Genomic DNA, 25,305 nt, shown 5'->3' on the forward strand with positions numbered 1-25,305 from the left:
TCTGTGTTCATCATTAACCTAAAGCGCCCGCCAGGTGTGGTCAAGGTCACTCAGTTCGATGACTCACATACTAACCATGATAATGATTAAGAGGCAACGGGTTGCCCCGCACTTCTCTCGTGTCGTGCGGCACCGCAGGAGCGTCACCCTTCCCCGACTGCACGTCATGATGTGTAATACATCACAATCGTTATCATCATTCAGGGAGGTCACATGACGACCGTCGATCCGCGTCCCGGCACCCTCGAGGAGCTGGCTCGCCGCCTCACCCGACTCGAGGACCGCGCCCGCATCCAGGACCTCGTCGCCGCCTACGCCATCGCGGTGGACGATCACGACATCGAGACGCTGCTGTCGCTGTTCACCGAGGACGGCGAATTCGAACGGGCCGGCTCCGTCGCCCACGGGCACGAGGAGATCCGCGAGTTCTACGTCGCCGCCATGGACAGGTACAGCCTGACCCTGCACTCCCCGCTCAGCGACCAGATCTGCGTCGACGGTGACACTGCTCGCGGATTGCTCACGGGCAGAGCCGAACTCGCACTCGACGGCACGCTCGTGATGGCTGCGTACCGGTACTCCGACGAGTACGTCCGCGACCGTGACCGATGGCTGTTCCGGCGACGGAGCCTGCGGTTCATGTACGCCGTGCCGTTCGAGAAGATGAACGCAGGACTGTGTACGACCGAACGCATCCAGTGGCCCGGCACCCACCCCCAGCGCGCCGACTTCCCCGAAAGCCTGCCCACCTGGTCCACCTACCGGTGACCCTCGGTGTGATGCACGCCATATCGGGCGTAGGGTCGTGGTCTATAGTAACCATCATCATGAATTAGTCCCGCGAGTGGAGGAGAGCCCATGACCCGCGCCGTCATCGTCGATGCCGTCCGGTCCCCCGTCGGCCGGGGCAGAGCGCAGGGCGCTCTGGCCGGCGTGCACCCCAGCGATCTGCTCGGCCAGGTCCTGGCCGGACTGGTCGCCCGCAACGACCTCGACCCCGGGCTGATCGACGACGTCGTCATCGGCTGCGTCAACCAGTCCGGCGAACAGTCCGCCACGCCGGGCCGGCAGGCCCTGCTCGCGGCCGGATTTCCCACCCACGTGCCGTCGGTGACCGTCGAACGCAAGTGCGGCTCGGGGCAGCAGGCGATCGACTTCGCGGTCCAGGGCATCGCCGCCGGGGCGTACGACATCGTCGTCGCCGGCGGCGTCGAATCGATGAGCCGGGTCCCCATGGGATCGGCGGCGATGGGCAAGGACCCGCACGGCCCCGCCGTCCGCGGGCGCTTCCCCGATCTCGTCCCGCAGGGCATCGCGGCGGAACTCGTCGCGCAGAAGTGGGCCCTGAGCCGGGCCGAGCTGGACGAGTACTCGGCCCGCTCGCACGAGCGCGCCGCACACGCCCGTGCCGCCGGATGGTTCGACGGCGAGATCGTCCCCGTCACGACCCCCACCGGGGTGGTCACCGCCGACGAGACCATCCGTGAGGGCACCACCGCCGAGCGCCTCGCCGGACTGCCCGCGGCCTTCGGCACCGACACCTGGCGTGAGCGCTTCCCCGACCTGGATTGGAAGGTCACCGCAGGCAACTCCTCGCAGATCTCCGACGGCGCGTCCGCCCTGCTGATCATGTCCGAGGCGAAAGCCGCCGCCCTCGGTCTGCGCCCCCGGGCCGCGATCGTGGCCTCCGCCGTCGTGGGTGACGATCCCACCCTCATGCTCACCGGCCCCATTCCCGCCACCGAGAAGGTCCTCGCGCGGGCCGGCCTGTCGGTCGCAGACATCGCCGCCTTCGAGGTCAACGAGGCGTTCGCGTCCGTCCCCCTCGCCTGGCAGCGCGAGATCGGTGCGTCCGACGACGTCCTGAACCCGGTGGGCGGCGCCGTCGCCCTCGGGCACCCGCTGGGCGCGTCCGGGGCCCGGCTGGCGACCACGCTGATCAGCCACCTCGAACGCACCGGCGGCCGCTACGGCCTGCAGACCATGTGCGAGGCCGGCGGCATGGCCAACGCGACGATCGTGGAACGACTCTGAATTCCTTTTGCAGACAGGAGAAGTCATGGACATGACCAACGGATCGGCGGTCGTCACCGGCGGGGCCTCCGGCCTCGGCCTGGCCACCGTCAAGCGCTTCGTCGGCCTCGGCGTGCCGACGGTGATCCTCGACCTGCCCACCTCGGACGGGGAGGTCGTCGCCAAGGAACTCGGTGAGCTCGCCGTGTTCGCCCCGGCCGACGTCACCGATCCCGACGCGGTGAACCGCGCGCTCGACGCGGCCGAGGAACGTGCTCCCCTCCGCGCCGTCGTGCACTGCGCCGGCCGCGGCGGCACCGTCCGCGTCGTCGAGAAGGACGGCACCCCCGGCTCGCTCGACATGTACGAGAACCTGATCCGGATCAACCTGATCGGCTCGTTCAACGTGCTGCGCCTGTCGGCGGCCCGGATGGTGAACAACGAACCCGTCGACGGCGAACGCGGCGTCGTCGTCCTCACCGCGTCGGTCGCAGCCTGGGAGGGGCAGATCGGCCAGATCCCCTACGCCTCCGCCAAGGCCGGAGTCGTCGGCATGACGCTCGTCGCCGCCCGTGACCTCTCGCGGAAGCTGGTGCGGGTCAACAGCATCGCCCCCGGAACCTTCGACACGCCGATCCTGTCCCGGTTCTCGCAGGAGATCCGCGACGGTCTCGCCGCCCAGACCCCGCACCCCGCCCGGCTCGGGCAGCCCGACGAGTACGCGAAGCTCGCCCTGTCGATCGTGGACAACGCGATGATCAACGGCGAGACGATCCGCATCGACGGTGCGATCCGCATGCAGCCCCGATAGGAGACAGACATGGACACCCCCGTACACGTCGAACAGTCCGACGGCGTGCAGATCATCACGATCAACCGGCCCGAGGTGCGCAATGCGATCAACACCGAGACCGCCGTCGCGATCGCTGCCGCCCTCGAGGAACTCGACGCCCGCGACGATCTCGTCGCCGGCGTCGTCACCGGTGCCGGGAAGACCTTCTGCACCGGCATGGACCTGAAGGCCTTCCTCGCCGGCGAACGCCCTTCGGTCGAAGGTCGCGGCTTTGCGGGCGTCACCGAGAAATCCTCCGACAAGCCGATCGTTGCGGCGGTCGAAGGGCACGCCGTCGCAGGCGGTTTCGAGATCGTGCTCGCGTGCGACCTCGTCGTCGCGTCGGAGACCGCCGTCTTCGGCCTGCCGGAGGTCAAGCGCGGCCTGCTCGCCGGGGGTGGCGGTCTGCTGCGGTTGCCGCGCAAGGTTCCCCATCAGCTCGCCGTCGAATGGAGCCTCACCGGCGAGTACTTCACGGCGCACACCGCGTACGAGGCGAAGCTGCTCAACCGGCTCGTCCCCGAGGGGCAGGCGCTGGCCGAGGCCGTCGCGCTGGCGAAGGCGATCGCGAAGAACGGCCCGCTCGCGGTGCGCGCCACCAAGCAGATCATCGCGCAGGCCCGGGACTGGTCCAACGACGAGGAGTTCGAGCGCATGCGCGAGATCTACGAACCGGTGCGTTCCTCCGCCGACGCTAAGGAAGGCGCACTGGCGTTCAAGGAGAAGCGCGAACCGGTCTGGCAGGGACGCTGACCGAACGAGACGGGGCCCGGGGATCTCTCCCCGGGCCCCGTCTCGTATTCGTGCCCCGCATTCGGACCGAATGTCACATCGCGTCGATCCGATCGACGCGATGTGACATTCGGCCACAAGAAAAGAGTCAGGCCGACGGCGTCGACACGAGCACCTCACGGCTGCCGTCCCATTCGACGAGCACACCCGGGGTCCGCATGTCGTGGCCCTCGAACGTGATCTCGCCCTGCGCACCGTCGAAGCCCTCCGCGGTGACCTGCTCGAGGCCGCGCTGGATGTCCTCGCGGGACGCGCCGCCGGACGCCTTGATCGCCCGGGCCAGCAGCCAGGCGGCGTCGTACCCCTCGGCCGCGTAGTTCAGCGGGTCCTCGTTGTACTTCGCCCGGTACGCCGCGACGAACTCCTGGGACGACGCTGCCGGCTGGTCGAGGGTGAAGTTGGCGGTCCAGAACATGCCCGCCCCGTCCGCCCCCGCCGGGACGAGGTTCTTCGCGCCGGCGCCGGTCTGGCCCAGCACCGGTCCCGTGTACCCGGCCTGACGCAACTGCCGCATGGCCGTGGCGTTCTGGGCGCCGGTGAGCAGCATGGCCACCGCGTCGGGCCGCTCCCCGGCGATCTTCGTCGCCGACGACGCGAAGTCCTGGGTGGTGTTCTGCACGGACGTGGTCGAGACGATCTCGTAACCGTGCTCGGACTGCCCCTCCGGAAGGTTCTTCTCCGCCATCTCCGCCAGCGCCGGGTTGGCGGCGTTGAACAGCACGCTGACCCGCTCGGCCCCGAGGTCCTCGAGGTGAGCCAGGGAGGTGCCGATGTGCGTGGTCTGCGGCGGCGTCGCCCGGAAGGTGTAGTCGCCGCCGAGCACACCGTCGCTGGCGGACTGCGTGTAGACGGTCGGCAGCTTCGCCCGGTCCACGATCGGGGAGATCGCGATGGCCTGAGCGCTGGAGATGCCGCCGAGCAGCGCGCTGACCGACCGGTCCGCCGTCGCCTCCGTCGCCTGGCTCACGGCGGTCTGCGTGTCGCTGGCCGCGTCCCGGCTCTCGAGCACGAGCTTCGACTCACCGAGGAAACCACTGCTGTTGACCTGTTCGACGGCGAGTTCGATGCCCCGGAACTGGGGCAGGCCACCGAAGGCGGTCAGACCGGTCTTGTCGGTCACCGAGACGACCTTGATCTCGGCGGGCATCTCGCCGGACCCGACGGTCCCGCCGCCGCCCGACCCGCACGCGGTGGTCAGGGCGAGACCGGCGACACCGGCGAACGCGGCGACGGCAATACGTGTGTTCTTCATTCTCTTCCGTTCTCGGTTCAGTTGTCGGTTCCGGTCAGCGCGGCTTCACCGAGGAAGGCCAGCACCACCGACGAGTGGTTGCGCGCCTCGTCGACCGGCCCGGAGTACACCGATTCACCGCGGTTGACGACGACGACGTCGTCCGCGATCCGCATGCCGGCCTCGGCGTTCTGCTCGACCATGAGGACGCCGATGCCACGGTCCGCGATGGTGCGCACGCTGGCCATGACGCGGTCGACCACGGCGGGGGCCAACCCCATGGACGGCTCGTCCATGAGGATGTAGTCGGGCTGCGACATGAGGCTGCGGCCGAAGGCGAGCATCTGCTGCTCGCCGCCGCTGAGCAGGCCGGCGGGGCCGGACTGCCGTTCCTCCAGGATGGGGAACATCTCGAACACGGTCCGCATCGACTCCTCGCGGGCCTTCTTCGACGCCACCAGGCCGCCGATCTTGAGGTTCTCGTACACGGTGAGCGAACCGAACACCTTGCGTCCCTCGGGCACCAGCGAGATGCCGCGCTTGAGGATCCGGTGGGCGGGCCATCCCTTGATCGACTCCCCGTCGACGAGGACGTCGCCGGAGGTGGGCGTGGTCAGGCCTGCGACGGTGCGCAGCGTGGTGGTCTTGCCGGCGCCGTTGGCACCGAGGACGAGCGTCACCCGTCCCGGCCGCGCGGTGACGGACACCCCGCGTACCGCACTGACCTTGCCGTAATCGACGTGCAGATCACGAATCTCGATCATCGTTGTCCTGCTTTCCGAGGTAGGCCTCGCGCACCGCCGGATCGCGCACCACGTCGGCGGGGGCACCGGAGGCGATGAGCTGTCCGGAGTTCATGGCGAACAGGTGATCGCAGACGTCCACCATCATCTGCACGTCGTGTTCGACGATCAGCTGGGTGAGTCCTTCCGCACGCAGGTCGGACATCAACCGGCCGATCTCCTCGCGTTCGAAGCGATTCATGCCGGCGGTGGGTTCGTCGAGCAGCAGCAGCTTCGGCGACATCACGATCGCGCGGGCGATCTCGACCCGGCGCTGCAGGCCGTACGAGAGCTGACCCGGACGCAGCTTCTCCTTGCCGTCGAGTCCGGTGCGTTCGAGCGCGGTGTGCACGGCCGCCTCGGCGGCGTCGCGCTCGGTGCTGTCGACCCGTCGCCACCACCGTCGCGGTCCCGCGATCAGGTCGTGCCCGAGTTGGACGTTCTCGTGCACGGTGAGATCGTCGAGGAGGCGGACGGTCTGGAAGGTGCGTCCGATGCCGAGCCGGGCCACCTGCTCGGGCCGGACGCCGGAGAAGTCGCGGTCCTCGAAGTACATCGATCCACGGGTCAGGGGCGTGAGCCGGGTGACGGCGCCGAGCAGGGTGCTCTTGCCCGAACCGTTGGGCCCGAGGATTCCGGAGATCAGACCGCGCTCGAGACCGAGGGTGATGCCGTCGACGGCCTTGATGCCGCCGAAGTGGACCGCGAGGTCCTCGACCCGCAGCACCTGGTCCGGAACCCGCCGGCCGGGAACGCCCTCGTGGGGAACGGCTTCGGTGGTCATCGCGATTCTCCTGTCGGGGCGGAGTGGGCGCCGGTGCCCGCGAGTTCGGCACCGAGTTCGGCGGCGGCCTCGTCGTCGGCGGCGTCGGCGCGACGTTCCGCTTCGGCCTCGTCCTCGAGCGCCGCGCTGTCGCGGCGGGCAGCGCGGCGACGGTACAGGTCGGTGACGACGCCGGTGATGCCGCCGGGCATGAAGATCGCGGCGATGGCGACGATGATGCCGTAGACGATGCTCTGGTAGGTGCCCACCTGCTCGAGCATCACCGGCAGCCAGGTGAAGATGAGGGCACCGATGAGCACGCCGAGCCAGGACCGGGAGCCACCGACGATGATGATCGTCAGCGCGAGCACGATCAGCGGGAAGCCGATGTTCTCCGGGGCGATGGCCGTCATCATCAGGATGTTCAGGGCGCCACCGAGCGCGCCGAGCACACCGCTGATCACGAAGGACATCCGGCGGTAGCGGGCGACGTTGATGCCCATGGCCGAGGCGAGTTCCGGGTCTTCGCGGACCGCCTCGATGCGCCGGCCCATGCTGCCGCGCTCGCTGAAGATCATCGCTGCGACGACGACGGCGCAGACGACGGCCAGGTGCGGAACGGAGATCTCCGGGGTGGTGAGCACGCCGAACAGGCCGACCGAGCCACCGGTGAGTTCACCGCCGTTGTGGGCGACGACGGTGACGATCATGACGAACGCGACGGTGGCCATGGCCAGGTACAAGCCGGTGAGACGTTGCAGGATCAGCGAGAGCAGGTATCCGGTGACCGCGCAGATCGCGACGATGGCGGCGGTCGCGGAGATCGCGTCGAACCCGTAGTGCAGCACGAAGATCGCGGTGCCGTAGGAGCCCATGCCGTAGAACGCGGCGCCGGCGAAGGAGAACACTCCCATCCGGAACTGGATCTGGATGCTCAGCGCGAGCAGCAGGACCGTGAACGTGCTCTGGATGAGGACGATGTTGGAGAAGTAGAAGTCGCTCATACCCGTCGCACCTCCTTCCTTCCGAAGATGCCCTGCGGCCGCAGCAGCAGAACCACGAGGATGAGGCCGAAGCCGACGGCGTCGACCCAGCCGCCCCCGGTGTAGCGGAGCACCAGGACCTCGGAGAACGCGAGCACCATGGCGCCGAGGGCGGCGCCGCCGGTGCTGCCCACGCCGCCGAGGATGATGATGGCGAATGCCTTGATGAGCAGGGTTTCACCGCTCTCGGCCGTGATGGCGCCGAGGTTGTAGGTGAGCAAGGCACCGGCGAGACCGGCGAGGCCGCCCGACACCGCCATGGTGAGCAGGGACAGCTGGCGCCGCTTGACGCCCATCAGTTCGGCGGTCTCCGAGTCCACGCCGATCGCCCGCAGGGCGAGGCCGTGGCTGGTGTTCTTGAGCCAGAAGGAGATCGCCAGCGTGAGGATCAGGGCGCAGCCGAGCACGATGAGTCCCGTGCTCGTCAGTCGCAGGCCGCCGAGGGTGTAGACCGACGTCTCGTACGAGCTGCCGAGGAAGCCGAACGGCTCGCTCAGCGTGCGGAACTGCACGATCGCCACCGGGATGGTGCCGATTCCGATACCGCCGATGAGGATCTGCAGCTCGGCCGTCCGCTGGTTCTTGGCCCGGCGCAGGATCGGCTGGAACGCGAAGACGTCGATGGCCGCGGAGAGCGCGGCGCCGACCACGACGGAGATCAGGCAGACGGTGACGAGCCCGAGCCCGACGTTGGAGACGATCTGGGAGGCCACGAACGCGGAGAACATGAAGATCCCGCCGTGGGCGAAGTTGAGGATGTCGATCGTTCCCCAGGAGATGCTCATTCCCAGGCAGAAGAGCAGGTAGATGGAGCCGAGCACGAGTGCGTCGATCACCAGCTGTGACATGACCCCTGCCTTCCTCCGGCCGGGTTGCCCCGGTGACTGTGCGATGTTCCGGTCATTCGTCGAACTCCTTGGTGCACGGGTGCGGTGAGGTCCGCACTATTCCGTCGATTCCTGGCCGTCGAGCAGCACTTCTTCCGTGCCGTTCCATTCGACGAGCACGCCGTCGACGCGCATGTCGTTGCCTTCGAAGCGCACCGGCCCGAGCGCGCCGTCGAAGCCCTCGGCCACGACCTGCTCGAGACCGCGCTGCAGGTCGTCGCGGGACGCACCGCCCGAGTTCTTGGCGGCGTGGGCGAGCATCCAGGTCGCGTCGTAGCCCTCGGCGGCGTAGTTCAGCGGGTTCTCCCCGTTGTACTTGGCGCGGTACGCCTCGACGAACTGCTGGGACGTCTCGTCCTTCTGGTGGAAGCTGAAGTCGGTGGCCCAGTACATTCCGGCTCCCGCGGCTCCCGCGGGGGCGAGGTTGCCCGCGCCGGCGGCCGGGTTGCCGACGACGGGGCCGGTGTAGCCCGCCTGACGCAGCTGCGACATGGCGGTGGAGTTGCCGGCACCGACGAGCAGGACGATCACGGCGTCGGGATTCTCGCCGGCGATCTTCGTTGCGGTGGTGCCGAAGTCCTGGGTGGTGGCCTGGACGGAGGTGCTCGACAGGATCCGGTAGCCGTACTTGTCCTGGCCCTCGGGGATGGTCTTCTCCCCGAGTCCCGCGAGGGTGACGTTGCCCGCGTTGTAGAGCACGCTCACGGTCTCGACGCCCTGCTGCTGCAGCCGCTCGAGCGCCTTGACGAAGTAGGTCTCCATCGGCGCCGTCGCGCGGTAGGTGTAGTCGCCGATGACGACGCCCTCGCTGCCGGACTGGGTGAAGATCGTCGGCAGCCCGGCTCGCTCCACGAGCGGGGCGATCGCGACGGCGTGGGCGCTGAGGACCGGGCCGAGGAGGGCACTGACGCTCTTGTCGGTCAGCGCCTCCGTGGCCTGACTGACGGCGGTCTGCGTGTCGCTCGCCGAATCACGCTTCTGCAGAACGATCTTCGAATCGCCCAGATATTCCTGGTCGTTGATCTCCTGGATGGCGAGCTCGATGCCCCTGAGCTGACTGTTCCCGACGTACGCCGTGGTGCCGGTCTGGTCGGTCACGGAGACGACCTTGATCTCGGCCGGTAGATCACCGTCGGCGACGGTGCTGTTCCCCCCGGAACTGCAGGCGGCCGCGAAGAGGACGCCGAACGCGCTCGCGGCACCGAGCAGGCGGCGCCGGACTTTCCGGTCGACTCGAGACATGTGTGCACCTTCCGGTCGAATGATATGCATCATTAGTCGTGATGCCCGTCACAGTAGAGCCACGTGCGGGAAATGTCCAGAGTTCGATCCGAACATGCGCAGGAATTATCGGCGGGTGGGGACGGCTACGGGAGCCACGGCGACGGCCGGCGCCCACCGCCCCCGCCCTGCTGCCGCGACGGCCACGCAGAACAGCACAAAAATCGTTACCGCACCGGCGGATCCGTAGGAGTAGCCCCACGCGGACGACAGCGCGCCGGCCACCAGGATCATCACCGCCGCGAAGCCGTACGACGAGCATGCATACAGCGACGTGCTCCTCCCCTGCTCCACCGGCGTCATCCCGGCGGTGAGCAGGATGAGGCCCTGCGCGTAGGCGAACCCCTGGCCGATGCCCCACAGGAAGCTGCCGGCCAGCACCGGCCACAACGTGTGCGCGAGGAGCCCGGCGGCGACGAGCACGCCGCCGCCGGCGAGCAGGAGCAGGCACAGGCCGGGCCCCGGGGCGCGGCCCGCGGCCCGGGCGACGTAGGGACCCAGCCAGGCGGTGACGAGCAGGATGATGGCCGCGAGGACGCCGATCACCAGCAACTCGGATCCGATCCCGTCCCGCAACGCGGACGGCAGCACGCCGACGGCGATGCCGCCGACAGTCCACCCGGCCGCCCCCAATCCGTAGGCGGGCAACGCGTTCCGGGACGACCCGACGTCCGGGTGGGACGGGAGAGGCCCGGGCGGCCGGGAGGGCTCGTCGTGCCGGAGGGCGGCGAGCCGGCGCCTGCTGCGCCACAGCGCGGCGGCGAGCAGCAGTCCCGAGAGCACGAGCGAGACGGCATGCAGCCGGTATATGAGCACGGTGGGTTCCGGAAGCAACTGGGCGACGGTGGCCGCGGCGACCAGACCGAGGAACGAGCCGGCGATCGCGCCGGTCGCCGCGAGGGTGCGGCCCGCGTCACCGCGCGCCGCCACGGCCAGCGTGGCGGCGGATCCCGTTGCGAGCCCGACACATGTTCCGGTCAGCGCGCGACCGACGAAGAGCAGCCAGGCCGTATCCGCCCCGGACCACAGGGCGACGTCGCCGAGCAGCCCGACGACGAGCGCCCCGGGCAGAACGGCCCACGCGAACCGCCCGAGCGAGGTCCGGCTCACGAGCAGGAACATCGACACCAGGGCGACGAAGTACGTCACGAACAGGGCGGCCAGCACGAACGGGGACAGGCCCAGATGATCCTCGTACAACGGGAGGATCGGCCCCGGAATGTTGGACCCGACGACGGCGAACGTGAAGGCGGCCGCCACCGCGGCTCCGAGGAGCACCGAACCCCGGCCGGGTCGGTCCGCCCGGACCGCGATCATGCCCGTACGGGCAGACTCTTCACCGACGGCGGGTCGTACTCGGTCTTTCCGATCTTGGAAGCGCCGCCCGGCGAGCCGATCTCGACGAAGAAGTCGGCATTGATCTGGGTGTAGCCGGCGCGGTCCTCGGGGACGTCGTCCTCGAAGAAGATGGCCTCGACGGGGCAGACCGGCTCGCACGCGCCGCAGTCGACGCATTCCTCCGGGTTGATGTACATCATCCGGCCGCCCTCGTAGATGCAGTCCACCGGACACTCTTCGATGCAGGCCTTGTCGAGGACGTCGACACAGGGCTCGGTGATGGTGTAGGTCACTGCGCACTCCTCCGATTCGATCACCGCGTGATTTAAGTCATAATCATATTCATTGATTGCGGAGTGTCAATGGGTGTCGGCTGCGAGTGCCTCGACGACCGGCCTGCGGCGCATCACCGCGACCCCGGCTCCGCACACGCAGGCCAGGAAGAACCCGCAGAAGGCGTAAGTCGCGGGACGCAAGCCGATTCCGTCCGCCAGAAACCCCAGACCGAGGATTCCCGACCCGACGGTGGCGTATCCGGCGAGCCACACCATGGACACCACCTCGGCGGTCCGCCCCTCCGGGGCGTACCCGCGTGCGAGGGTGAGCCCGGCGAGCTGCGCCAGGCTCTGGCCCAGACCCGCCGCGACCGCCGCCACGACGATCACGGGCACCGAGGCGGCGCCGACCGCCACGGCGATGAGCACCGCGGCCAGGGCGGAGACCGAGAGTCCCACCACCGCGACCCGGTAGATGCCCATCCGCCGGACGAGGAACTGAGCCCCGGCACCGGCACCGAAGACGACGAACGACACCGCGCCGGCGAGGGTGCGGCTGTCGTTGCCGAGCAGGTCGGCGATCAGGGCCGGGCCGAGGGAGATGAACAGCCCCGCCAGCGCGAAGGGGCTGCCGGCCACGGCCATGGCCAGCACGACGGTTCCCGCGATCTCGCGCGGGATACTCGGCAGCTGCACCCAGCGCCCGCTCACCCCGGCCGGGCGACCGCCGACGGCGGTCAGCGGTATCGCGGCTGCCGCCAGGGGAACGATCAGCACCAGGAAGACCAGGTGGGTGGGCGCCGGCGCCACGTCGGCCAGCACCCCGGAGAGCAGCGGCCCCACGGCCGACCCGGCGACGGGTGCTGCGCTCGCATACAGCGCCGCGCGCCCGCCGCGACCGGGGCCGAACGCGTCGGCGATCGCCGCCGATCCCGCCGCGCCGAATGCCCCCGAGGCGAGGCCGATGAAGAACCGCCCCGTCTCGAGCCACAGCGGCGTGCGGGCCGTCGCGAACACGAGGCAGGCCACGATCGCGAGGCCCAGGGCCGGCAGCAGGACGGCTCGCCGCCCGAACCGGTCCGACGCGCGCCCACCGAACACCAGCGCCACCACCGATCCGACGATGTAGCTGACGAAGATGAGGCTGACCGTGCTGGGTGGGAACCCCATCTCGCGCTGCCACACCACGTACAGCGGGGCCGGGGCGTTGCTCGCGGCGAACACGAGGAACACCGAGAGTGCGATCCACGACGGCCGGGCCACCCGGCGCCTTTCCAGAATCCCGACCGACACGCGGCCTCCCTATTGATATGAATGATTGGCCTAGAGAGTGGCACATTACCGGCGCCCGTGGAGCGAATTGCCGGACCGTACGATGGCGGACTCCCGACAGAAAGGTGCCGCCTGTGGACCCCGAGGCCGACCCGTCCACACCGCTCGAGTCCTTCGCCTCCGCCGTCCGCGCCGGCTGGCACGCCGTCAGCGCGGTGAGCGAACCCGCACCGGCCGGGCTCGTCGTCCTCACCGCGGCCGTCGCGCTGGTGCTGGTGTCGGTGCGACCGCTGTGGCTGGTGACCCGGCACGTGATCACCCAGGCCCACGAAGGCTCGCATGCGCTCGTCGCCCGGCTCGTCGGCCGGCGGCTGGCGGGCATCCGCCTGCACAGCGACACCTCGGGAGTGACCGTGTCCTCCGGCAATCCGCGCGGTCCGGGCATGATCGCGACCGCGTTCGCCGGGTACACCGGCCCGGCCGTGCTCGGATTCGTCGCCGCGACGCTCCTCACCACCGGCCGGCCCGCGGCGGTGCTGTGGTCGGTACTCGCGGCCCTCGCCCTGCTGATCCTGTTGATCCGCAACTTCTTCGGATTCGTCTCGGTGCTCGCGGTCGGTGCGGTGATCGGAGTCGCCGCGTACTACGGCGACGAGCTGGTGCGCTACACCGTCGCGTACCTGACGACCTGGGTGCTGCTGTTCGGCGCCACCCGGCCGGTCCTCGAACTGGCGCGCACCCATCGGCGCGGCCGCGGGCAGGGTTCCGACGCCGATCAGCTGCGCTGGCTCACCCGCGTACCGACGGCCGTGTGGATCGTGGCGTTCGCGGTCGTCACGCTCGGCACCGCGGCATACGGCACCGCACGGATCGTCGCGGCGCAGGTGCCGTGATCACGGTTCGAGTTCGATCGCCACGGCCCGCACCGGCGCACCGTCCGCGCCCTGCAGCCGCAGCGGAAGGAGACTGATCAGCGGATCGGGAAAGTCGACGAGTTCGAGGTTGCACAGGTTCTCGCACACGATGCCGCCGGCCGCGGCGACGAGCCGATGCGCGGAAAAGTCGGCGCCCAGAGCGGAGTCGATGCTCGGGGCGTCGAGGCCGATGGCGTGCACGCCGCGTTCGAGCACCCACCGGCACGCGTCCGCCGCCAGGTAGGGATGCTCGAAGTAGGTATCGGTGTCGTAGTGCTCGGCCCAGCCGGTATGCACGAGGACGATGTCGCCGGGCCCCGGCTCCGGCCCGCCGGCGAGGTGCCGCGGGGTCACGGCGGTACGCGGCGGCAGGCCCCGCACGTCCAGGACGACTCCCCGGCCGACGAAGCGGTCGAGGGGAACCTCGTCGATCGGGGCGGCCCCGGCGCGCATGTGCAGCGGCGCGTCGACGTGGGTTCCGGTCTGCGAACCCATCTCGATCCGCAGCAGGTTGTACCCGTCGCGCTCGAGCGTCGCGTGCGGGCTCAGCACCGGGACGGGATCTCCGGGATAGACCTGGGTGTCGCCGGAGACGGTCCGGCTCAGGTCGACGATCCGGCGCACGCGCATGCGCCGATGCTAGACCCGGTGCGATCGCCCCCGTGCGATCGTGCCCCGCCGATGCGTCGCAGCCCGGGCGTCGGTCCGCGGCTCTCACACCAGGGGCGCTATCGTGCGGGCCGCAGGTGGTGCCGGTCGGCACGGTCGATGGTGACCGCCGCGACGAGCACACCGAGCACCACCCCGACGAGCGTGTCGGCGATCCGGCTCATCGCGATCTCCGGGCCCAGGCTCTCGCCGAGCCCGGTCAGCAGCAGGGCCATCGCGGTCACCGCAACGGACGTCGCGGCATAGTTCTTCATCACGTACAGCTCGGCGACGACCTGCAGCACCACGATCGCCAGCGCGTACGGCCAGTAATCCAGGGACAGCGCGATCAACGCCGCCGCGAGCACGGCGCCCGCGACGTTGCCGAGCAGACGCTGGATCGCCCGCTGCACGGTCTGCCGGTAGTTGACGCCCTGCAACGCGGCCATCGCACCCATCGTCGCCCACAGCGGGTGGTGCAGACCCGCCGCGGCGGCGAACCAGCCCGCCAGGAGCGCGGCGAGGAGCACCCGGCCGGCCCCGACGAGGATCGCGCGGTCCCGCAGCCGCGCTGCTCCGTCACGCACGAATCCGACGGGCCGGGCGGGGACGGGTGCTCCGGTCCCGTCGACACGGGGAATGGCGATGTCGCGGCGGACTTTCCGAAGTTCGGCCTCGAATCGGGCGAACTCGGCCACTCGATCGGGCACGGCGTCGGACTCGGCCTCGTCGACGACGGCACCGGCCGCGGCGAGCAGCGCGAGGAGTTCGTGGGTGTGGACGCCGGTTCGGGAGCCGAGCGCGACGACGTCGCGAGCCCGGGCGATCGCCGCGCGGGCGCCCGGCACCGCACGGTGACCGTCGCGCTCGATCGCCGCGACCGCCGCGAGAGCGCGGGCGACGGCGATCCGTGCGGGCCCGTGCGGGTGATACAGGGCGGGGGCCATCGAGACAACCCATCCCACAACGACTCCCACGGTCGCCGCAGCAACCGCGTCCCGCAGGTCCGTGGCGGTGCGCGCGAACCCGGCCGCGCCGGCGGCCGCGAAGACCAGGATGACCGGACCCGGCCCGGACAGCCGGAAGGCACCCAGAACCCAGAAGGCGAAACCGGCCGCCACCGAGAGCACGGCGATCTGGGCCCACATCGGCACCGCGCCCGCGCCGACCCCAGCGCCGAGCGCGACGTAACCGACCACGCCGAGACCGACCATCGCGATCTTGCCGGCCAGCCGCGGATAGGGCTCGTAGCGTCCGAAGGCCGAGGCGAGTGCGCCGAGGGCGGCGAAGCCGGCCAGGTGCGGCAGGTGCAGCAGGCCGCCTCCGACGAGGGCGACGAGCACCGCTGTTCCCACGCGCAGTGCCGGGGCCACGGTGGCATCGGCACTGCGGAATTCGAGCGCCTCGCGCCACGCTGCGGGCGACAGCGAATGCGCGAGCGCGGTCCTCGAGTGCCTGAGGCGGCCGTGGTCCGGGATCGGGAGGGAGGGGTGCACCGCTCCAGTGTAGATATTTCAGAGATAAATTAAATGTGAATTGAGTGTGAGACTCCTCGCTAGGATGGACCCATGTCGGACACCGCCCAGCCCGAGGACTTCGTGGATCACGTTCGGCTCGGCTGGGCCGAGACGCACCCCGGCTTCGACACCCGCCCGATCGACGTCATCGGCCGTATCACCCGGATCAGTTCCCTCGCCCTCTCCCAGCTCGACCGGGAACTCGTGCCGAGCGGCGTCACACGCCCCGAGTTCGAAGTGCTGTGCGCGCTGGCGCGCAGCAGCACGCCACTGCGCGCCAGCGAGGTCACGTCGGTCACCGGGTTGAGCGGCGCCTCCACCACCAAGCACGCCGACCGCCTCGTCGGGCTCGGGCTGGTCGAACGCCGGCGTTTCGAGCGCGACGGCCGCGTCGTCCTGCTCTCCCTCACCGAAGCGGGCCGCGCCGTGGTCGACGCCGAGTTCCCCCGCCGCGTCGAGCGTGAGCGCCGCATGCTCGACGGCTTCACCGACGACGAACTCGACACCCTCACCGCGCTGCTGCGACGGCTCACCCGCGCGGTCGAGGACCACACCCGTCACTGAGACGGGACGTCGGGACATCCCGGCCGTCAGTGCAACCCGGCCGTCAGTGCAACCCGGCCGTCAGTGCAACCCGACCGTCAGGGCAACCCGACCGTCAGTGCAACCCGACCGTCAGGGCATCTCGACGGTCTCGGCGCGTTCGATCTCCCCGAGCGCGCGACGCAGGTACGTGCCGGGGTCCCCCCGGCGAGCCGCCAGCAGGTCGGCCAGCACGATCAGGCCGGCCCGCAGGTATTCGTCGGGGCGAGCCTTCGGTGCGTCGGGGTCGGACACCCCGAGGGTTCCGGTGAGCACGGCCACCACCGTGTCCGGGTGCAGCGACGGCAGCCACGCGGCCCCCGTGCGCGCGCTGCGCTCGAACACCGCCTGCACGTCCTCGCCGGTCAGCCCGTCGGGGTGCAGCTCCTCGAGCAGCTCGCGCATCATCGTCGCGTGCACGCCCGCGACCTGCTCGTACGGCAGCGCTACCAGCTCGGTCGTCGCGTCCTCCCAGGCCGCGGCCGACCGCGACCGGGCGGCGGCGAGCGCCGCGCTGGTGTGCTCCGCGATCTCCCGCGCGAGCTGCGGCAAGTGCGTGGGCCACACCATGTCCTCCTCGGGTCGCCGATGCTCCCGGCGAGCGCCGGCGCGTCACGACGAGCCTGCCATGCGGCACCGACACGGTCAGCCGACGCGGCGCTGCAGTTCGAGCGCGTCCCAGGGCGCGTAGCCCTTGATGTCGTTGTCGAAGTACACGTACACGTCCCGCCCCTCGGAACGCCAGCCACGGATCCGCGCCGCCCACTCGTCCAGCGTCTCGGGGGCGTACCCGCTCGCATACAACTCGGTGTCTCCGTGCAGTCGCACGTAGACGAAATCGGCGGTGGCCTCGGTCAGGAACGGGAACCGCCCGGCTGTGTCCGCGACGACGAGGGCGACGCCGAGCCGGGCCAGCAGAGCCGCCGCAGCCGGGTCCGTGAAGCTGGGGTGACGCACCTCGAGCGCGTACCGGAGGGGCCGGTCCGCCTCGGTCTCCGTCCACGCCCGCTCGCCGGGAACCTTCTCGGTGTGGCGCGCGGCGAGTGCCGCGGCTTCGGTCGTCGAGGCGGGTAGCCGCTCGACGAACCCGGCGATCAGCTCCGGCTCGAATGCCAACGAGGGCGGCAGCTGCCACAGCACGGGCCCCAGCTTGGGGCCGAGGGCGAGCACACCGGACGCGAAGAAGTTGGCGAGAGCGTCGTCGACGTCGACGAGGCGCTTCATGTGGGTGACGTACCGGCCGCCCTTGACGGCGAAGACGAACCCGTCCGGTGTCTCGTCCCGCCACCGCAGAAAGCTCGACGGCCGCTGCAGCGCATAGAAGGTGCCGTTGATCTCGATCGATCCGAATCGCTCCGCGGCGTACTCGAGTTCGCGGCGCTGCACCAGCCCCGCCGGGTAGAAGTCGCCGCGCCATTCGGCGTACCGCCAGCCGGAGATCCCGATCCGCACCCGAGCCATCGCTCCACGGTAACGCTCGTCACGACTGGGAATCGGATCGTCATTCGGCAGGCGGCAGGGGCGGCACGGGCCTACGCTGTGCCCGAACTACGAGACCGCATCCTAGGAGTGGCCGTGTCCGAGAGAGCTTTCACCGCAAACGATCAGTTCAGTCCCCTGTTCAAACAGATGTGGTGGTTGGTGCTGATCCGGGGCATCCTCGCCGTGTTGTTCGGTGTCGTCGCCCTGGTGTGGCCGGGGATCACCGTCTGGGCCCTGGTGGTGGTGTTCGGCATCTACGCCATCGTCGACGGCGTCGTACTCGTCTACCACGCGATTCGCGACCGCGCCCGCCTCGACGGCTGGGGCTGGTGGCTCGCGATGGGCCTGGTCTCCATCGCCGCGGGCATCGTCGCCCTCGTCTGGCCCGCGGCCACCGCACTCGTGGTGCTGTACATCATCGCGTTCTACGCGATCCTGTTCGGCGTCACGGGCATCATCGGTGCGCTGAGCTTCCGGAAGGTCCCGAACTCGGGATGGGGGTGGTCGCTCGTCGCCGGCATCCTCGCGGTGCTGTTGGGTGTCGTGCTGCTGATCTTCCCCGGCAGCGGCATCATCAGCCTGATCTGGCTGCTGGGAATCTACGCCATCCTCTTCGGCGTGCTGCTGATCGTCGTGGCCTTCCAGGTTCGGAAGGTGGCGAAGGAGGCCGGGCTCGTGTGAGCCCGGCCCCGGGCCGGCGGAGGAGCTGTGTCAGGCCGCATCCTTCAGCCGGCCCCAGGCATGCCAGCGGTCGATCTCGATCCAGGCACTGACCCGCGGCCGGTTGCGCACCCCGTAGGGCTTGCCGGTGTAGTGCCGCGCCACGCGGTCGATGTCGGTCAGCTCGGGGTCGTCGACGAACTCGACGACCCGCCCCTGGATGCTCACGTGGGTCACCCAGTCCGCCGGGTCCATCGCGCTCAGGCTGACCCGGGGATCGCGGCGCAGGTGCTCGAGCCGCTTGCGCCCGGCATCCATGTTCACCAGGATCCGGCCGTTCTCGAACAGATACCAGGTGGGCACCGACACCGGATGCCCGTCGGCTCGCACCGTACTGATGGTGGCGTAGTTCGGCTGGGCGAGCATCTCGGCGACGGCCTGCGGCAGCGGAGGTCTGGGCACGGCAGTGGTCCTCTCGTCGGAAACGGTCGGGCGGTCCGGTGACGAACCTACGCCGGTTCGGCGCGAAACCGCCCCACGACGGAGCGAGCGGGTCGACGATGGAGGGGGCACCGAGCCCGGCCGTGGAATGGCCCGACAGCCGAGGAGTCGAGAACATGCCGAAGTACCTGTGGCAGGTCACCTACACCCCCGAGGGCGCGCAGGGTCTGCTCTCCGAGGGTGGTTCCGTCCGTAGTTCCGCCATCACCGAGATGGTCGAGAGCGTCGGTGGCAGCGTCGAGTCCGTGCACTTCGCGCTCGGCGGGCACGATCTCTACGTCATCGGGGAGGTGCCCGACGATCTCGCGGCGGCCACGCTCGAGTTCCGCACCCGGGCGTCGGGCATCGCGCGTTCCGTACCGATCCGGTTGCTCACCCCCCAGGAGATGGACGACGCGGTGCATCGCAACGCCGCCTACCGGACGCCGGGGCACTGAGCGGGACGCTCCCTCACTACTGAGCGGGCCGCTCCCCCACACTGCCGAGCGTCCCGCTCCCCGTCGGGCGGACCGCCGGGTCAGAGCAGGTCGAGGAACAACTGCGCGGCCGTCGAGGACGGGGCCGGGTCACGGCACACCAGCGCCAGGGTGCGGTGCGGTGGCCCGGGCCGCAGCCCGATGCGGTGCAGGCCGCTGCGTCGCGCGATCGGTTCCGGGATGACGGCGACCCCGAGACCGTGGCGGACGAGATCGAGCAGGCGATCCATGTCCCCGACGCGGAACGTCACGTCGCGGTGCACGCCCGCGCGGACGAACAGCGCCTCGACCGTGGTCTGCAGGCCGGTACCGGCCTCGAATTCGATGAACGGGTACGGCTGCAGCTCCGCGGGATCGATCGCCCCGACCGCGGCGAGCGGATGGCGGGGCGCGACCACGGCGGTGAGTTCTTCGGTGTAGGTGCGGAGTGTGACGAGGCCGGCCGGGAGCGGACGCGCGTCGAGGGCGACGAATGCGAGGTCCAGTTCTGCGGTGGCGAGGGCGTCGAACAGTTCGGTGGTGGTCGCCTCCCGCAGCGCCACCTCGATGCCCGGGTGAGTGCGGTGCAACTGTGCGAGCAGCGACGGCAGATCCGCGGCCCGGAATGTCTGCACGGTGCCCACCGCGAGGGTGCCGGCCTCGCCGCTTTCCAGTCTCGCCACGGCTGCGCGGGCCTCCGCGGCCTCGCGCAGCAACCGCTGCGCGTAGGGGTAGAGCGTTCGGCCCGCCGCGGTCGGGAGCACCGACCGGGTGGTGCGCTCGAACAGCGACGTCCCGAGTTCGTTCTCGAGCGCCCGCACGGACGCGCTGAGCGCCGACTGCGACAGATGCACCGATTCGGCGGCCCGGGTGAAGTGCCCGAGGTCGGCGACCGCCACGAAGTGCCGCAGCTGCCGTAGTTCCATTCATCGACCTTATCGCTCGGATTCATCGATTCATCCCGTTGGACACATCAATACCGGGGCCCGCAGGATCGGTGCCATGCAGTCCACGTCCACCGGCGCCCCGACAGCCCGGATGCCCCGCGGGCTCGTCGGCGCGATGGCCCTGGCCTCCGGTCTGGTGGTGGCCAACAGCTACTACGCTCAACCGCTCGTCGGCGCCGTCGCCGACAGCCTCGACGCCTCCACCACGCAGGTCGGATGGGTAGTCACCGCGGGGCAGATCGGGTACGCCGCCGGCCTGGCCCTGCTGGTGCCGCTGGGCGACATGGTCGAGCGGCGACGGCTGCTGCGACGCATGCTCGTGCTCACGGCCGCCGGCCTGCTGGTCATGGCCTGGGCACCGAGCTGGCAGATCCTCGCCGCTACGGCCGTGCTCGTCAGTACCGGATCGGTCGTGGGCCAGATCCTCGTCCCGTTCGCTGCGAGCCTGGCCCGGGACGACGAACGCGGACGTGTGATCGGAAACGTGATGACCGGCCTGCTGCTCGGCATTCTCCTCTCCCGCGTCGTGGCGGGCCTGGTGGCGGAGATCGCCGGGTGGCGAGCAGTATTCGTGCTCGCGGCGGTCCTGATGCTCTGCACTGTGCTGCTGGTGCAGTCCCTTCCGGTCCTGCCGCCGGCGACCACCGCCGGCTACCGCACGGTGCTCGCCTCGGTGGTGTGCTTGATCCGCGACGAACCCGTGCTGCGCAGCCGCATCGCCTACGGTGCCCTGACCTACGCCTCGTTCGGGGTGTTCTGGACCAGTGTCGGCTTCCTGCTCGCCGGACCGGGGTACGGGTGGTCCGAGGCCCGCATCGGGATCTTCACCCTCGTCGGGGTCGCCGGCGCGCTGGCAGCACGGACGGCCGGCATCTTCGCCGACCGCGGCTACGCGCGCCGGCAGACGGGTCTGTTCGTCGCCGCCACCGCGGTCAGCTTCGTGTTCCTCGCCTTCGGCGAACAGCACGTGCTCGCACTCGCGGTGGGCGTCGCCCTGCTGGACCTGGGCATCCAGGGAACGCACATCAGCAACCAGAGCCTGATCCAGCCGTTGCGGCCCGACGCCCGCAGCCGCCTGAACACCGCCTATATGACCTCCTACTTTCTCGCCGGCTCCCTCGGCAGCGCACTGTCCACGGCTGCCTACCTCACCGGCGGATGGCGTGCGGTCTGCGTCCTCGGAGCGGCCTTCCCCACCGCGGGTTTCGTCCTCTTCGTCCGGGAGTTCCTGCGGCGGAACCGGTGTGCTTCCGGAGCGGAGTCACGCGACGACGGACACTCGACGGGTGTGCAGAGGTGACCGCCGTGGACGCGTGAGTCTTTGCATCAAAACGGGATTCGTCTTCCTTGTGGGCATTCGTCAGCTCGTGACGGGACGGTCGCTCAGGACCAGCCGGCACACGTCCTCGACGTTGCGCAGCGCCTCGGCGAACCTGATGCGATCCGTCGTCCACAGCATCAGCGAAGTGAGCATGGTGCTGCCGATCGCCAACGACGCCAGCCGGGCCCGCTCCGCCGGAATCCCCTCCATCGCCTCGAAGACGGCCGCACGGTTGACCGCCGACCGCTCGACCAGAGTCTCCACCACATACGGATCCCGGGAGGTCTGCAACTCGACCTCCAGACGGGCGAAGTGCGGGCCCCGCTGGAACGCCTTCATCTGCCGCACGTACAACCGGACGACACGCTCCACCGCATCCTCCGCGCGGGCGTCGCGGTCGGATCGGCGCCGGCGCTCGGTGGCGAGCCGCTGCGACAGGCGGTCGTTCCACGCCACCATCGCGGCGGCGAGCAGTTGCGGCTTGGCCGGGAAGTACCGGTACAGGGTGCCGAGCGCCACTCCGGAACGCTCGGCCACGTCCCGCATCTGGATGCTGTCCGGGCCCGTCTCCTCGAGCATCGCGACGACGGCCTCGGTGATCCGGTCACGTCGCCGCAACTGCGCGGGCGTCATGTCGTCCGGGCTCATGGGCACGCCGGCGGCTGCGGAACTCACCCGCGCAGACTAGCGTGCCCCCGCGGCAGCGACGCCGGGGTCACAGCCCGAGGTTCGTCGCGACGATTGTCTTCATGACCTCGCCGGCGCCTCTCCTCCGGGATACGGAAGCCTGGTGACGCCGAGACCGCCGCCGCCGCCGCGTCGCACCCCGGGCCGGCACGGTCGCGACCGGCAGTCCCGGTCAGTGAAATAGAATTGTGTTCTACTTCTAGAGGTCCTGTATTCCAGAAGTGGGGTACTTGAACGAGCACCGTCCTGGGTCGAATGACCAGCGAGCCCCGGATAGGGAGGAACGTGATTCTATTGAATGCGCCCCCGGGGCGGCTACGCTGCGAGGCGGACACCCGGCAGCCTTCCCGGCACCGAGCACCCGAAGTCGTGCGCTTCCCGTCGACAGGATCGACCACCGGAGGTGCGAGCCGCCCTGCAGGACAGCCCGGGCCCGTGCGGGCCACTCGTCCCCGGCCCATGGGGCCGGCATCCACCGAAGCAAGGAGACGCCGTGAGTGACACCGACCTGACCGGCCGCACCGCCGTGGTGACGGGAGCCGGGTCCGGCCTGGGCCGGGCCGAGGCACTGGCACTCGCCGAACGGGGCGCGGCTGTCGTCGTGAACGACATCGGAGCCGCTGCACACACCGTCGCCGCCGAGATCGAGGAGCGAGGCGGCAGGGCGATCGCCGTCGAAGGTGACGTCGGAACCTGGTCGATCGGCGACCGTCTCGTCGACGCGGCCGTCGACCAGTTCGGCAGCCTCGACGTCGTCGTGAACAACGCCGGCATCATCCGTGACGCGATGCTGGTCACCATGACCGAAGCGATGTGGGACGACGTGATCCGGGTGCACCTGAAGGGGCATGCGGCACTGACCACCGCGGCGGCGAGATACTGGCGTGCGCAGTCGAAGTCGTCGGACTCCCCGGTGTACGGACGGCTGATCAACACCACGTCGGAGGCGTTCCTCTTCGGTGGGGCGGGGCAATCGAACTACGCCGCCGCCAAGTCCGGGATCGTCGCCCTCACCCTGGCCGCGGCACAGGGGTTGTCCCGCTACGGGGTCACCGCCAACGCCATCGCCCCGAGAGCCCGCACGGAGATGACCGCGCACGTCTTCGACGAAGACCCGTCCGGTTCGCCCGTGGACATCCTGGCTCCCGAGCGGGTGGCAACCTTCGTCGCCTACCTGGCGTGCCTGGCGTCGAGCCGCGTGAACGGGCAGGTCTTCGTCGTCTACGGCGACATGGTGGCACTGATGGCGCCGCCGGTGGTGGAGAACCGATTCACCGCCGGCTCCGGGGTCTTCACCGTCGACGAACTCGACGCGCAGGTCTCCGGATACTTCGCCGATCGTCCCGCCGACCGTACATTCTCCGCCCGCAGCGTCGCAGCCCTGGACACCACCGGCGTGCGCACCAAACTCGCATGACGGCATCCCGCCGGGGCGGGGGGATGCCGGTGTTCCGCATAGCGCACCAAGCAAGTGCTAGGTAATGTGAGGCGAAGGAGGCCAGACATTGACTGTGATGCATAGTGACCCGATTCCGTTGCCGGACATGCCGCGCGAGCAGCGCCCCAGTGTCGCAGAGCGGTTCACCCAGATCCTCGACGTCTTCGTGTCCGGTCCCGACCGGATGTTCCTCGAGGAGATCACGGCCGCCACCGGGTTGCCCCGCTCGACCGTCTTCCGTCTCCTCACCCAGCTCGTCGACCTGCACTGGGTCGAACACGACTCCCGCGGATACGGCCCCGGCCTGCGGATGCAGACGATGGCCCGGCCCCGGGACTACTCGCAGCTGCGCGCCGCGGCCGCGGGGCTGCTCAACGACCTGCAGATCGGCACGGGCGGTGTCGCGCACCTGACCGTGCTCGAAGGCTCGTCCGTCTACTTCCTCGACCGGATCGGGGGCGCGGCCAGCGCGGGCATCCCCTCCCAGGTGGCGACCCGGCTGCCGGCCGAGAGCACCGTCAGCGGACGGGCGCTGCTCGCCGGCCTCGAGCCGGAGCGGGTCGACGCACTCATGACGGCGGGACCGCACGTGCGGTCCCGGGCCGACCTGTCGGCCCTGCACGAGCGCCTGAACCGCGTGCGCCAGCGGCAGGGTCTCGCGTTCGTGCCCGGCCACTCGTGCCCGATGTCCATCAGCGCCGTCGCCGCACCGGTCGTCGGCCCCGACGGCGTCGTGGGCGCGATCTCGGTGGCGTGCCGCGGAACGGTCGAACTCGCCCACATCGCGCCGATGGTCTGGGCCGCCGCTCGCCGCACCTCACAGGTGCTCACGCCGGGCCGGTCCGGTTCCACCGCGCGCACCCGCCTGTCGCACCGAACACGCGTGGGTGTCGTGAACTAGAACGGGGGCGGCGCGCCGGAGGTCGTCCGGCGCGCCGCGAATTCACTCTTTCCGCAGGCTGTTCCGCCGGCGGGCACTGCTCACGTCTCGACGCGGACGAACACTCCCCGCGCCTCGACCGTGCGCTCACCGCGGCACTCGATCCAGCCCTCGGCGACGGTCTTCCGGCCCTCGGTCTCGACGATCCGCGAGTACAGATCCAGCGGCTCGTCGAGCGGCGTGCGCCGCAGGTAGCGCAGGTCGAGCGACGCCGTCAGCGAACGGCTGCCCCGGGCCTGCATGAGGGTGCCGAGCATGCAGTCCAGCAGGTGGGCGCTGAACCCGCCGTGCACGCTGTCGGGTGGGCCCTCGTGCAGGGCGTTCGCGACCAGCCGGGCCCGCGCCTCGTCCGCGCCGAAGTGGATCTCGAGCGGAATGCCCATCGGGTTGTGGGTGAACAGCGCCCACGGCTCGCGCCCGCCCGTGTCCCGGGACCGCGACGGTCCGTCGAACGGGGGACGCAGCACCCGCGGACGCGGCCGGCTGCCGAGGGTCTCGGCCAGTTCGGCGATCGTTGCGCGGGCGGCGCGGACGGTGTCGGCGTCCGCCGTCGTGGTCGCCGCGGCCAGCATCAGCGCGCGGGTCGCGGCGACGAGCTCCGCGGTCGCCTCCCGCAGGTCCGCGGGCACGTCGACGGTACGGGTCATCGGGAGCCTCCTCCGGCGCCCCGGCGCGCGAGCGCCCGGCCGATGCCGCGCCCGGCG

The 25,305-nt window shown here is 70.1% G+C and carries 28 protein-coding genes; 11 read left to right on the forward strand and 17 right to left on the reverse strand.

Going from position 1 to position 25,305, the window contains the following annotated elements:
• Positions 1-213 precede the first annotated feature (213 nt).
• From ACWPQI_RS23145 to ACWPQI_RS23160, 4 genes are all read left to right on the forward strand, one after another.
• The gene (locus tag ACWPQI_RS23145) at positions 214-768 is read left to right on the forward strand and encodes a nuclear transport factor 2 family protein (RefSeq protein ID WP_040271093.1); all 555 of its coding nucleotides are present in this window, start codon (positions 214-216) and stop codon (positions 766-768) included.
• Between the two features lie 90 nt (positions 769-858).
• A complete protein-coding gene (locus ACWPQI_RS23150) occupies positions 859-2,034 on the forward strand; it encodes a thiolase family protein (protein WP_040271094.1) in 1,176 nt (391 codons plus the stop codon).
• A gap of 25 nt (positions 2,035-2,059) precedes the next feature.
• Entirely contained in the window at positions 2,060-2,824 is a 765-nt protein-coding gene (locus ACWPQI_RS23155) for an SDR family NAD(P)-dependent oxidoreductase (RefSeq protein WP_017680065.1), read from the forward strand.
• Positions 2,825-2,833: 9 nt separating this feature from the next.
• On the forward strand, positions 2,834-3,598 hold the full coding sequence (locus ACWPQI_RS23160) for a crotonase/enoyl-CoA hydratase family protein (protein WP_119700148.1): 765 nt from the start codon (positions 2,834-2,836) through the stop codon (positions 3,596-3,598).
• A gap of 127 nt (positions 3,599-3,725) precedes the next feature.
• Here the strand turns inward: ACWPQI_RS23160 and ACWPQI_RS23165 are convergent, their stop codons facing one another.
• From ACWPQI_RS23165 to ACWPQI_RS23205, 9 genes are all read right to left on the reverse strand, one after another.
• Positions 3,726-4,889: an ABC transporter substrate-binding protein gene (locus tag ACWPQI_RS23165; protein ID WP_010594041.1), complete on the reverse strand. Its 1,164-nt coding sequence runs from the start codon at positions 4,887-4,889 to the stop codon at positions 3,726-3,728.
• Between the two features lie 17 nt (positions 4,890-4,906).
• Positions 4,907-5,632 (reverse strand): ABC transporter ATP-binding protein, encoded by a 726-nt coding sequence (locus tag ACWPQI_RS23170; RefSeq protein ID WP_017680068.1) that lies wholly within the window; start codon positions 5,630-5,632, stop codon positions 4,907-4,909.
• Complete coding sequence (locus ACWPQI_RS23175) at positions 5,616-6,434, reverse strand: ABC transporter ATP-binding protein (RefSeq protein WP_010594043.1); 819 nt, start codon at positions 6,432-6,434, stop codon at positions 5,616-5,618. The genes ACWPQI_RS23170 and ACWPQI_RS23175 overlap by 17 nt, the downstream gene beginning before the upstream one ends.
• On the reverse strand, positions 6,431-7,417 hold the full coding sequence (locus ACWPQI_RS23180) for a branched-chain amino acid ABC transporter permease (RefSeq protein WP_010594044.1): 987 nt from the start codon (positions 7,415-7,417) through the stop codon (positions 6,431-6,433). Before ACWPQI_RS23180 ends, ACWPQI_RS23175 begins: the two co-directional genes overlap by 4 nt.
• The gene (locus ACWPQI_RS23185) at positions 7,414-8,304 is read right to left on the reverse strand and encodes a branched-chain amino acid ABC transporter permease (RefSeq protein WP_010594045.1); all 891 of its coding nucleotides are present in this window, start codon (positions 8,302-8,304) and stop codon (positions 7,414-7,416) included. Before ACWPQI_RS23185 ends, ACWPQI_RS23180 begins: the two co-directional genes overlap by 4 nt.
• A 96-nt stretch (positions 8,305-8,400) precedes the next feature.
• A complete protein-coding gene (locus tag ACWPQI_RS23190) occupies positions 8,401-9,585 on the reverse strand; it encodes an ABC transporter substrate-binding protein (protein WP_010594046.1) in 1,185 nt (394 codons plus the stop codon).
• 105 nt (positions 9,586-9,690) lie between these two features.
• Complete coding sequence (locus ACWPQI_RS23195; RefSeq protein WP_017680070.1) at positions 9,691-10,941, reverse strand: MFS transporter; 1,251 nt, start codon at positions 10,939-10,941, stop codon at positions 9,691-9,693.
• Positions 10,938-11,255, reverse strand: a complete 318-nt coding sequence (gene fdxA / locus ACWPQI_RS23200; protein WP_010594048.1) for a ferredoxin — start codon at positions 11,253-11,255, stop codon at positions 10,938-10,940. The genes ACWPQI_RS23195 and fdxA overlap by 4 nt, the downstream gene beginning before the upstream one ends.
• Before the next feature lie 66 nt (positions 11,256-11,321).
• A complete protein-coding gene (locus ACWPQI_RS23205) occupies positions 11,322-12,530 on the reverse strand; it encodes an MFS transporter (protein ID WP_228287127.1) in 1,209 nt (402 codons plus the stop codon).
• A 113-nt stretch (positions 12,531-12,643) separates the two neighbouring features.
• On the opposite strand from ACWPQI_RS23205, the gene ACWPQI_RS23210 reads away from it, so the two are divergent.
• The gene (locus ACWPQI_RS23210; protein ID WP_010594050.1) at positions 12,644-13,402 is read left to right on the forward strand and encodes a M50 family metallopeptidase; all 759 of its coding nucleotides are present in this window, start codon (positions 12,644-12,646) and stop codon (positions 13,400-13,402) included.
• On the opposite strand, the gene ACWPQI_RS23215 is transcribed toward ACWPQI_RS23210, so the two are convergent.
• Both ACWPQI_RS23215 and ACWPQI_RS23220 read right to left on the reverse strand, forming a co-directional pair.
• The gene (locus ACWPQI_RS23215) at positions 13,403-14,053 is read right to left on the reverse strand and encodes a cyclase family protein (protein ID WP_102031712.1); all 651 of its coding nucleotides are present in this window, start codon (positions 14,051-14,053) and stop codon (positions 13,403-13,405) included.
• A gap of 98 nt (positions 14,054-14,151) precedes the next feature.
• On the reverse strand, positions 14,152-15,567 hold the full coding sequence (locus tag ACWPQI_RS23220; RefSeq protein ID WP_119700149.1) for an FUSC family protein: 1,416 nt from the start codon (positions 15,565-15,567) through the stop codon (positions 14,152-14,154).
• 72 nt (positions 15,568-15,639) lie between these two features.
• On the opposite strand from ACWPQI_RS23220, the gene ACWPQI_RS23225 reads away from it, so the two are divergent.
• On the forward strand, positions 15,640-16,152 hold the full coding sequence (locus ACWPQI_RS23225; RefSeq protein ID WP_140189013.1) for a MarR family winged helix-turn-helix transcriptional regulator: 513 nt from the start codon (positions 15,640-15,642) through the stop codon (positions 16,150-16,152).
• Between the two features lie 111 nt (positions 16,153-16,263).
• Here the strand turns inward: ACWPQI_RS23225 and ACWPQI_RS23230 are convergent, their stop codons facing one another.
• Both ACWPQI_RS23230 and ACWPQI_RS23235 read right to left on the reverse strand, forming a co-directional pair.
• The gene (locus tag ACWPQI_RS23230; RefSeq protein WP_119700150.1) at positions 16,264-16,740 is read right to left on the reverse strand and encodes a hypothetical protein; all 477 of its coding nucleotides are present in this window, start codon (positions 16,738-16,740) and stop codon (positions 16,264-16,266) included.
• 75 nt (positions 16,741-16,815) lie between these two features.
• Positions 16,816-17,631 carry a DUF72 domain-containing protein gene (locus tag ACWPQI_RS23235; RefSeq protein WP_119700151.1) on the reverse strand — a complete coding sequence of 272 codons (816 nt, stop codon included), beginning with the start codon at positions 17,629-17,631 and terminating at the stop codon, positions 16,816-16,818.
• Positions 17,632-17,739: 108 nt separating this feature from the next.
• Between ACWPQI_RS23235 and ACWPQI_RS23240 the strand changes: the two genes are divergently transcribed.
• Positions 17,740-18,333, forward strand: coding sequence for an HdeD family acid-resistance protein (locus ACWPQI_RS23240; protein ID WP_010594057.1), 594 nt, complete (start codon positions 17,740-17,742; stop codon positions 18,331-18,333).
• A 30-nt stretch (positions 18,334-18,363) separates the two neighbouring features.
• Here ACWPQI_RS23240 and ACWPQI_RS23245 read toward each other — a convergent pair whose 3' ends face one another.
• Entirely contained in the window at positions 18,364-18,774 is a 411-nt protein-coding gene (locus ACWPQI_RS23245; RefSeq protein WP_040271105.1) for a TIGR03618 family F420-dependent PPOX class oxidoreductase, read from the reverse strand.
• Positions 18,775-18,929: 155 nt separating this feature from the next.
• Between ACWPQI_RS23245 and ACWPQI_RS23250 the strand changes: the two genes are divergently transcribed.
• The gene (locus ACWPQI_RS23250; RefSeq protein ID WP_010594059.1) at positions 18,930-19,250 is read left to right on the forward strand and encodes a GYD domain-containing protein; all 321 of its coding nucleotides are present in this window, start codon (positions 18,930-18,932) and stop codon (positions 19,248-19,250) included.
• A gap of 80 nt (positions 19,251-19,330) precedes the next feature.
• Here ACWPQI_RS23250 and ACWPQI_RS23255 read toward each other — a convergent pair whose 3' ends face one another.
• Positions 19,331-20,194 carry a LysR family transcriptional regulator gene (locus tag ACWPQI_RS23255; RefSeq protein ID WP_140189014.1) on the reverse strand — a complete coding sequence of 288 codons (864 nt, stop codon included), beginning with the start codon at positions 20,192-20,194 and terminating at the stop codon, positions 19,331-19,333.
• Between the two features lie 76 nt (positions 20,195-20,270).
• On the opposite strand from ACWPQI_RS23255, the gene ACWPQI_RS23260 reads away from it, so the two are divergent.
• A complete protein-coding gene (locus tag ACWPQI_RS23260; protein WP_010594061.1) occupies positions 20,271-21,515 on the forward strand; it encodes an MFS transporter in 1,245 nt (414 codons plus the stop codon).
• A 60-nt stretch (positions 21,516-21,575) separates the two neighbouring features.
• Here the strand turns inward: ACWPQI_RS23260 and ACWPQI_RS23265 are convergent, their stop codons facing one another.
• Positions 21,576-22,169 (reverse strand): TetR family transcriptional regulator, encoded by a 594-nt coding sequence (locus ACWPQI_RS23265; protein WP_099528088.1) that lies wholly within the window; start codon positions 22,167-22,169, stop codon positions 21,576-21,578.
• 547 nt (positions 22,170-22,716) lie between these two features.
• Between ACWPQI_RS23265 and ACWPQI_RS23270 the strand changes: the two genes are divergently transcribed.
• On the forward strand, positions 22,717-23,640 hold the full coding sequence (locus ACWPQI_RS23270; RefSeq protein WP_458602958.1) for an SDR family NAD(P)-dependent oxidoreductase: 924 nt from the start codon (positions 22,717-22,719) through the stop codon (positions 23,638-23,640).
• Positions 23,641-23,737: 97 nt separating this feature from the next.
• The gene (locus tag ACWPQI_RS23275) at positions 23,738-24,562 is read left to right on the forward strand and encodes an IclR family transcriptional regulator (protein WP_458603302.1); all 825 of its coding nucleotides are present in this window, start codon (positions 23,738-23,740) and stop codon (positions 24,560-24,562) included.
• An 80-nt stretch (positions 24,563-24,642) separates the two neighbouring features.
• On the opposite strand, the gene ACWPQI_RS23280 is transcribed toward ACWPQI_RS23275, so the two are convergent.
• On the reverse strand, positions 24,643-25,248 hold the full coding sequence (locus ACWPQI_RS23280; protein WP_040269870.1) for a PaaI family thioesterase: 606 nt from the start codon (positions 25,246-25,248) through the stop codon (positions 24,643-24,645).
• Positions 25,249-25,305 lie beyond the last annotated feature (57 nt).

It is taken from the genome of Rhodococcus sp. LMD, from assembly GCF_056108245.1.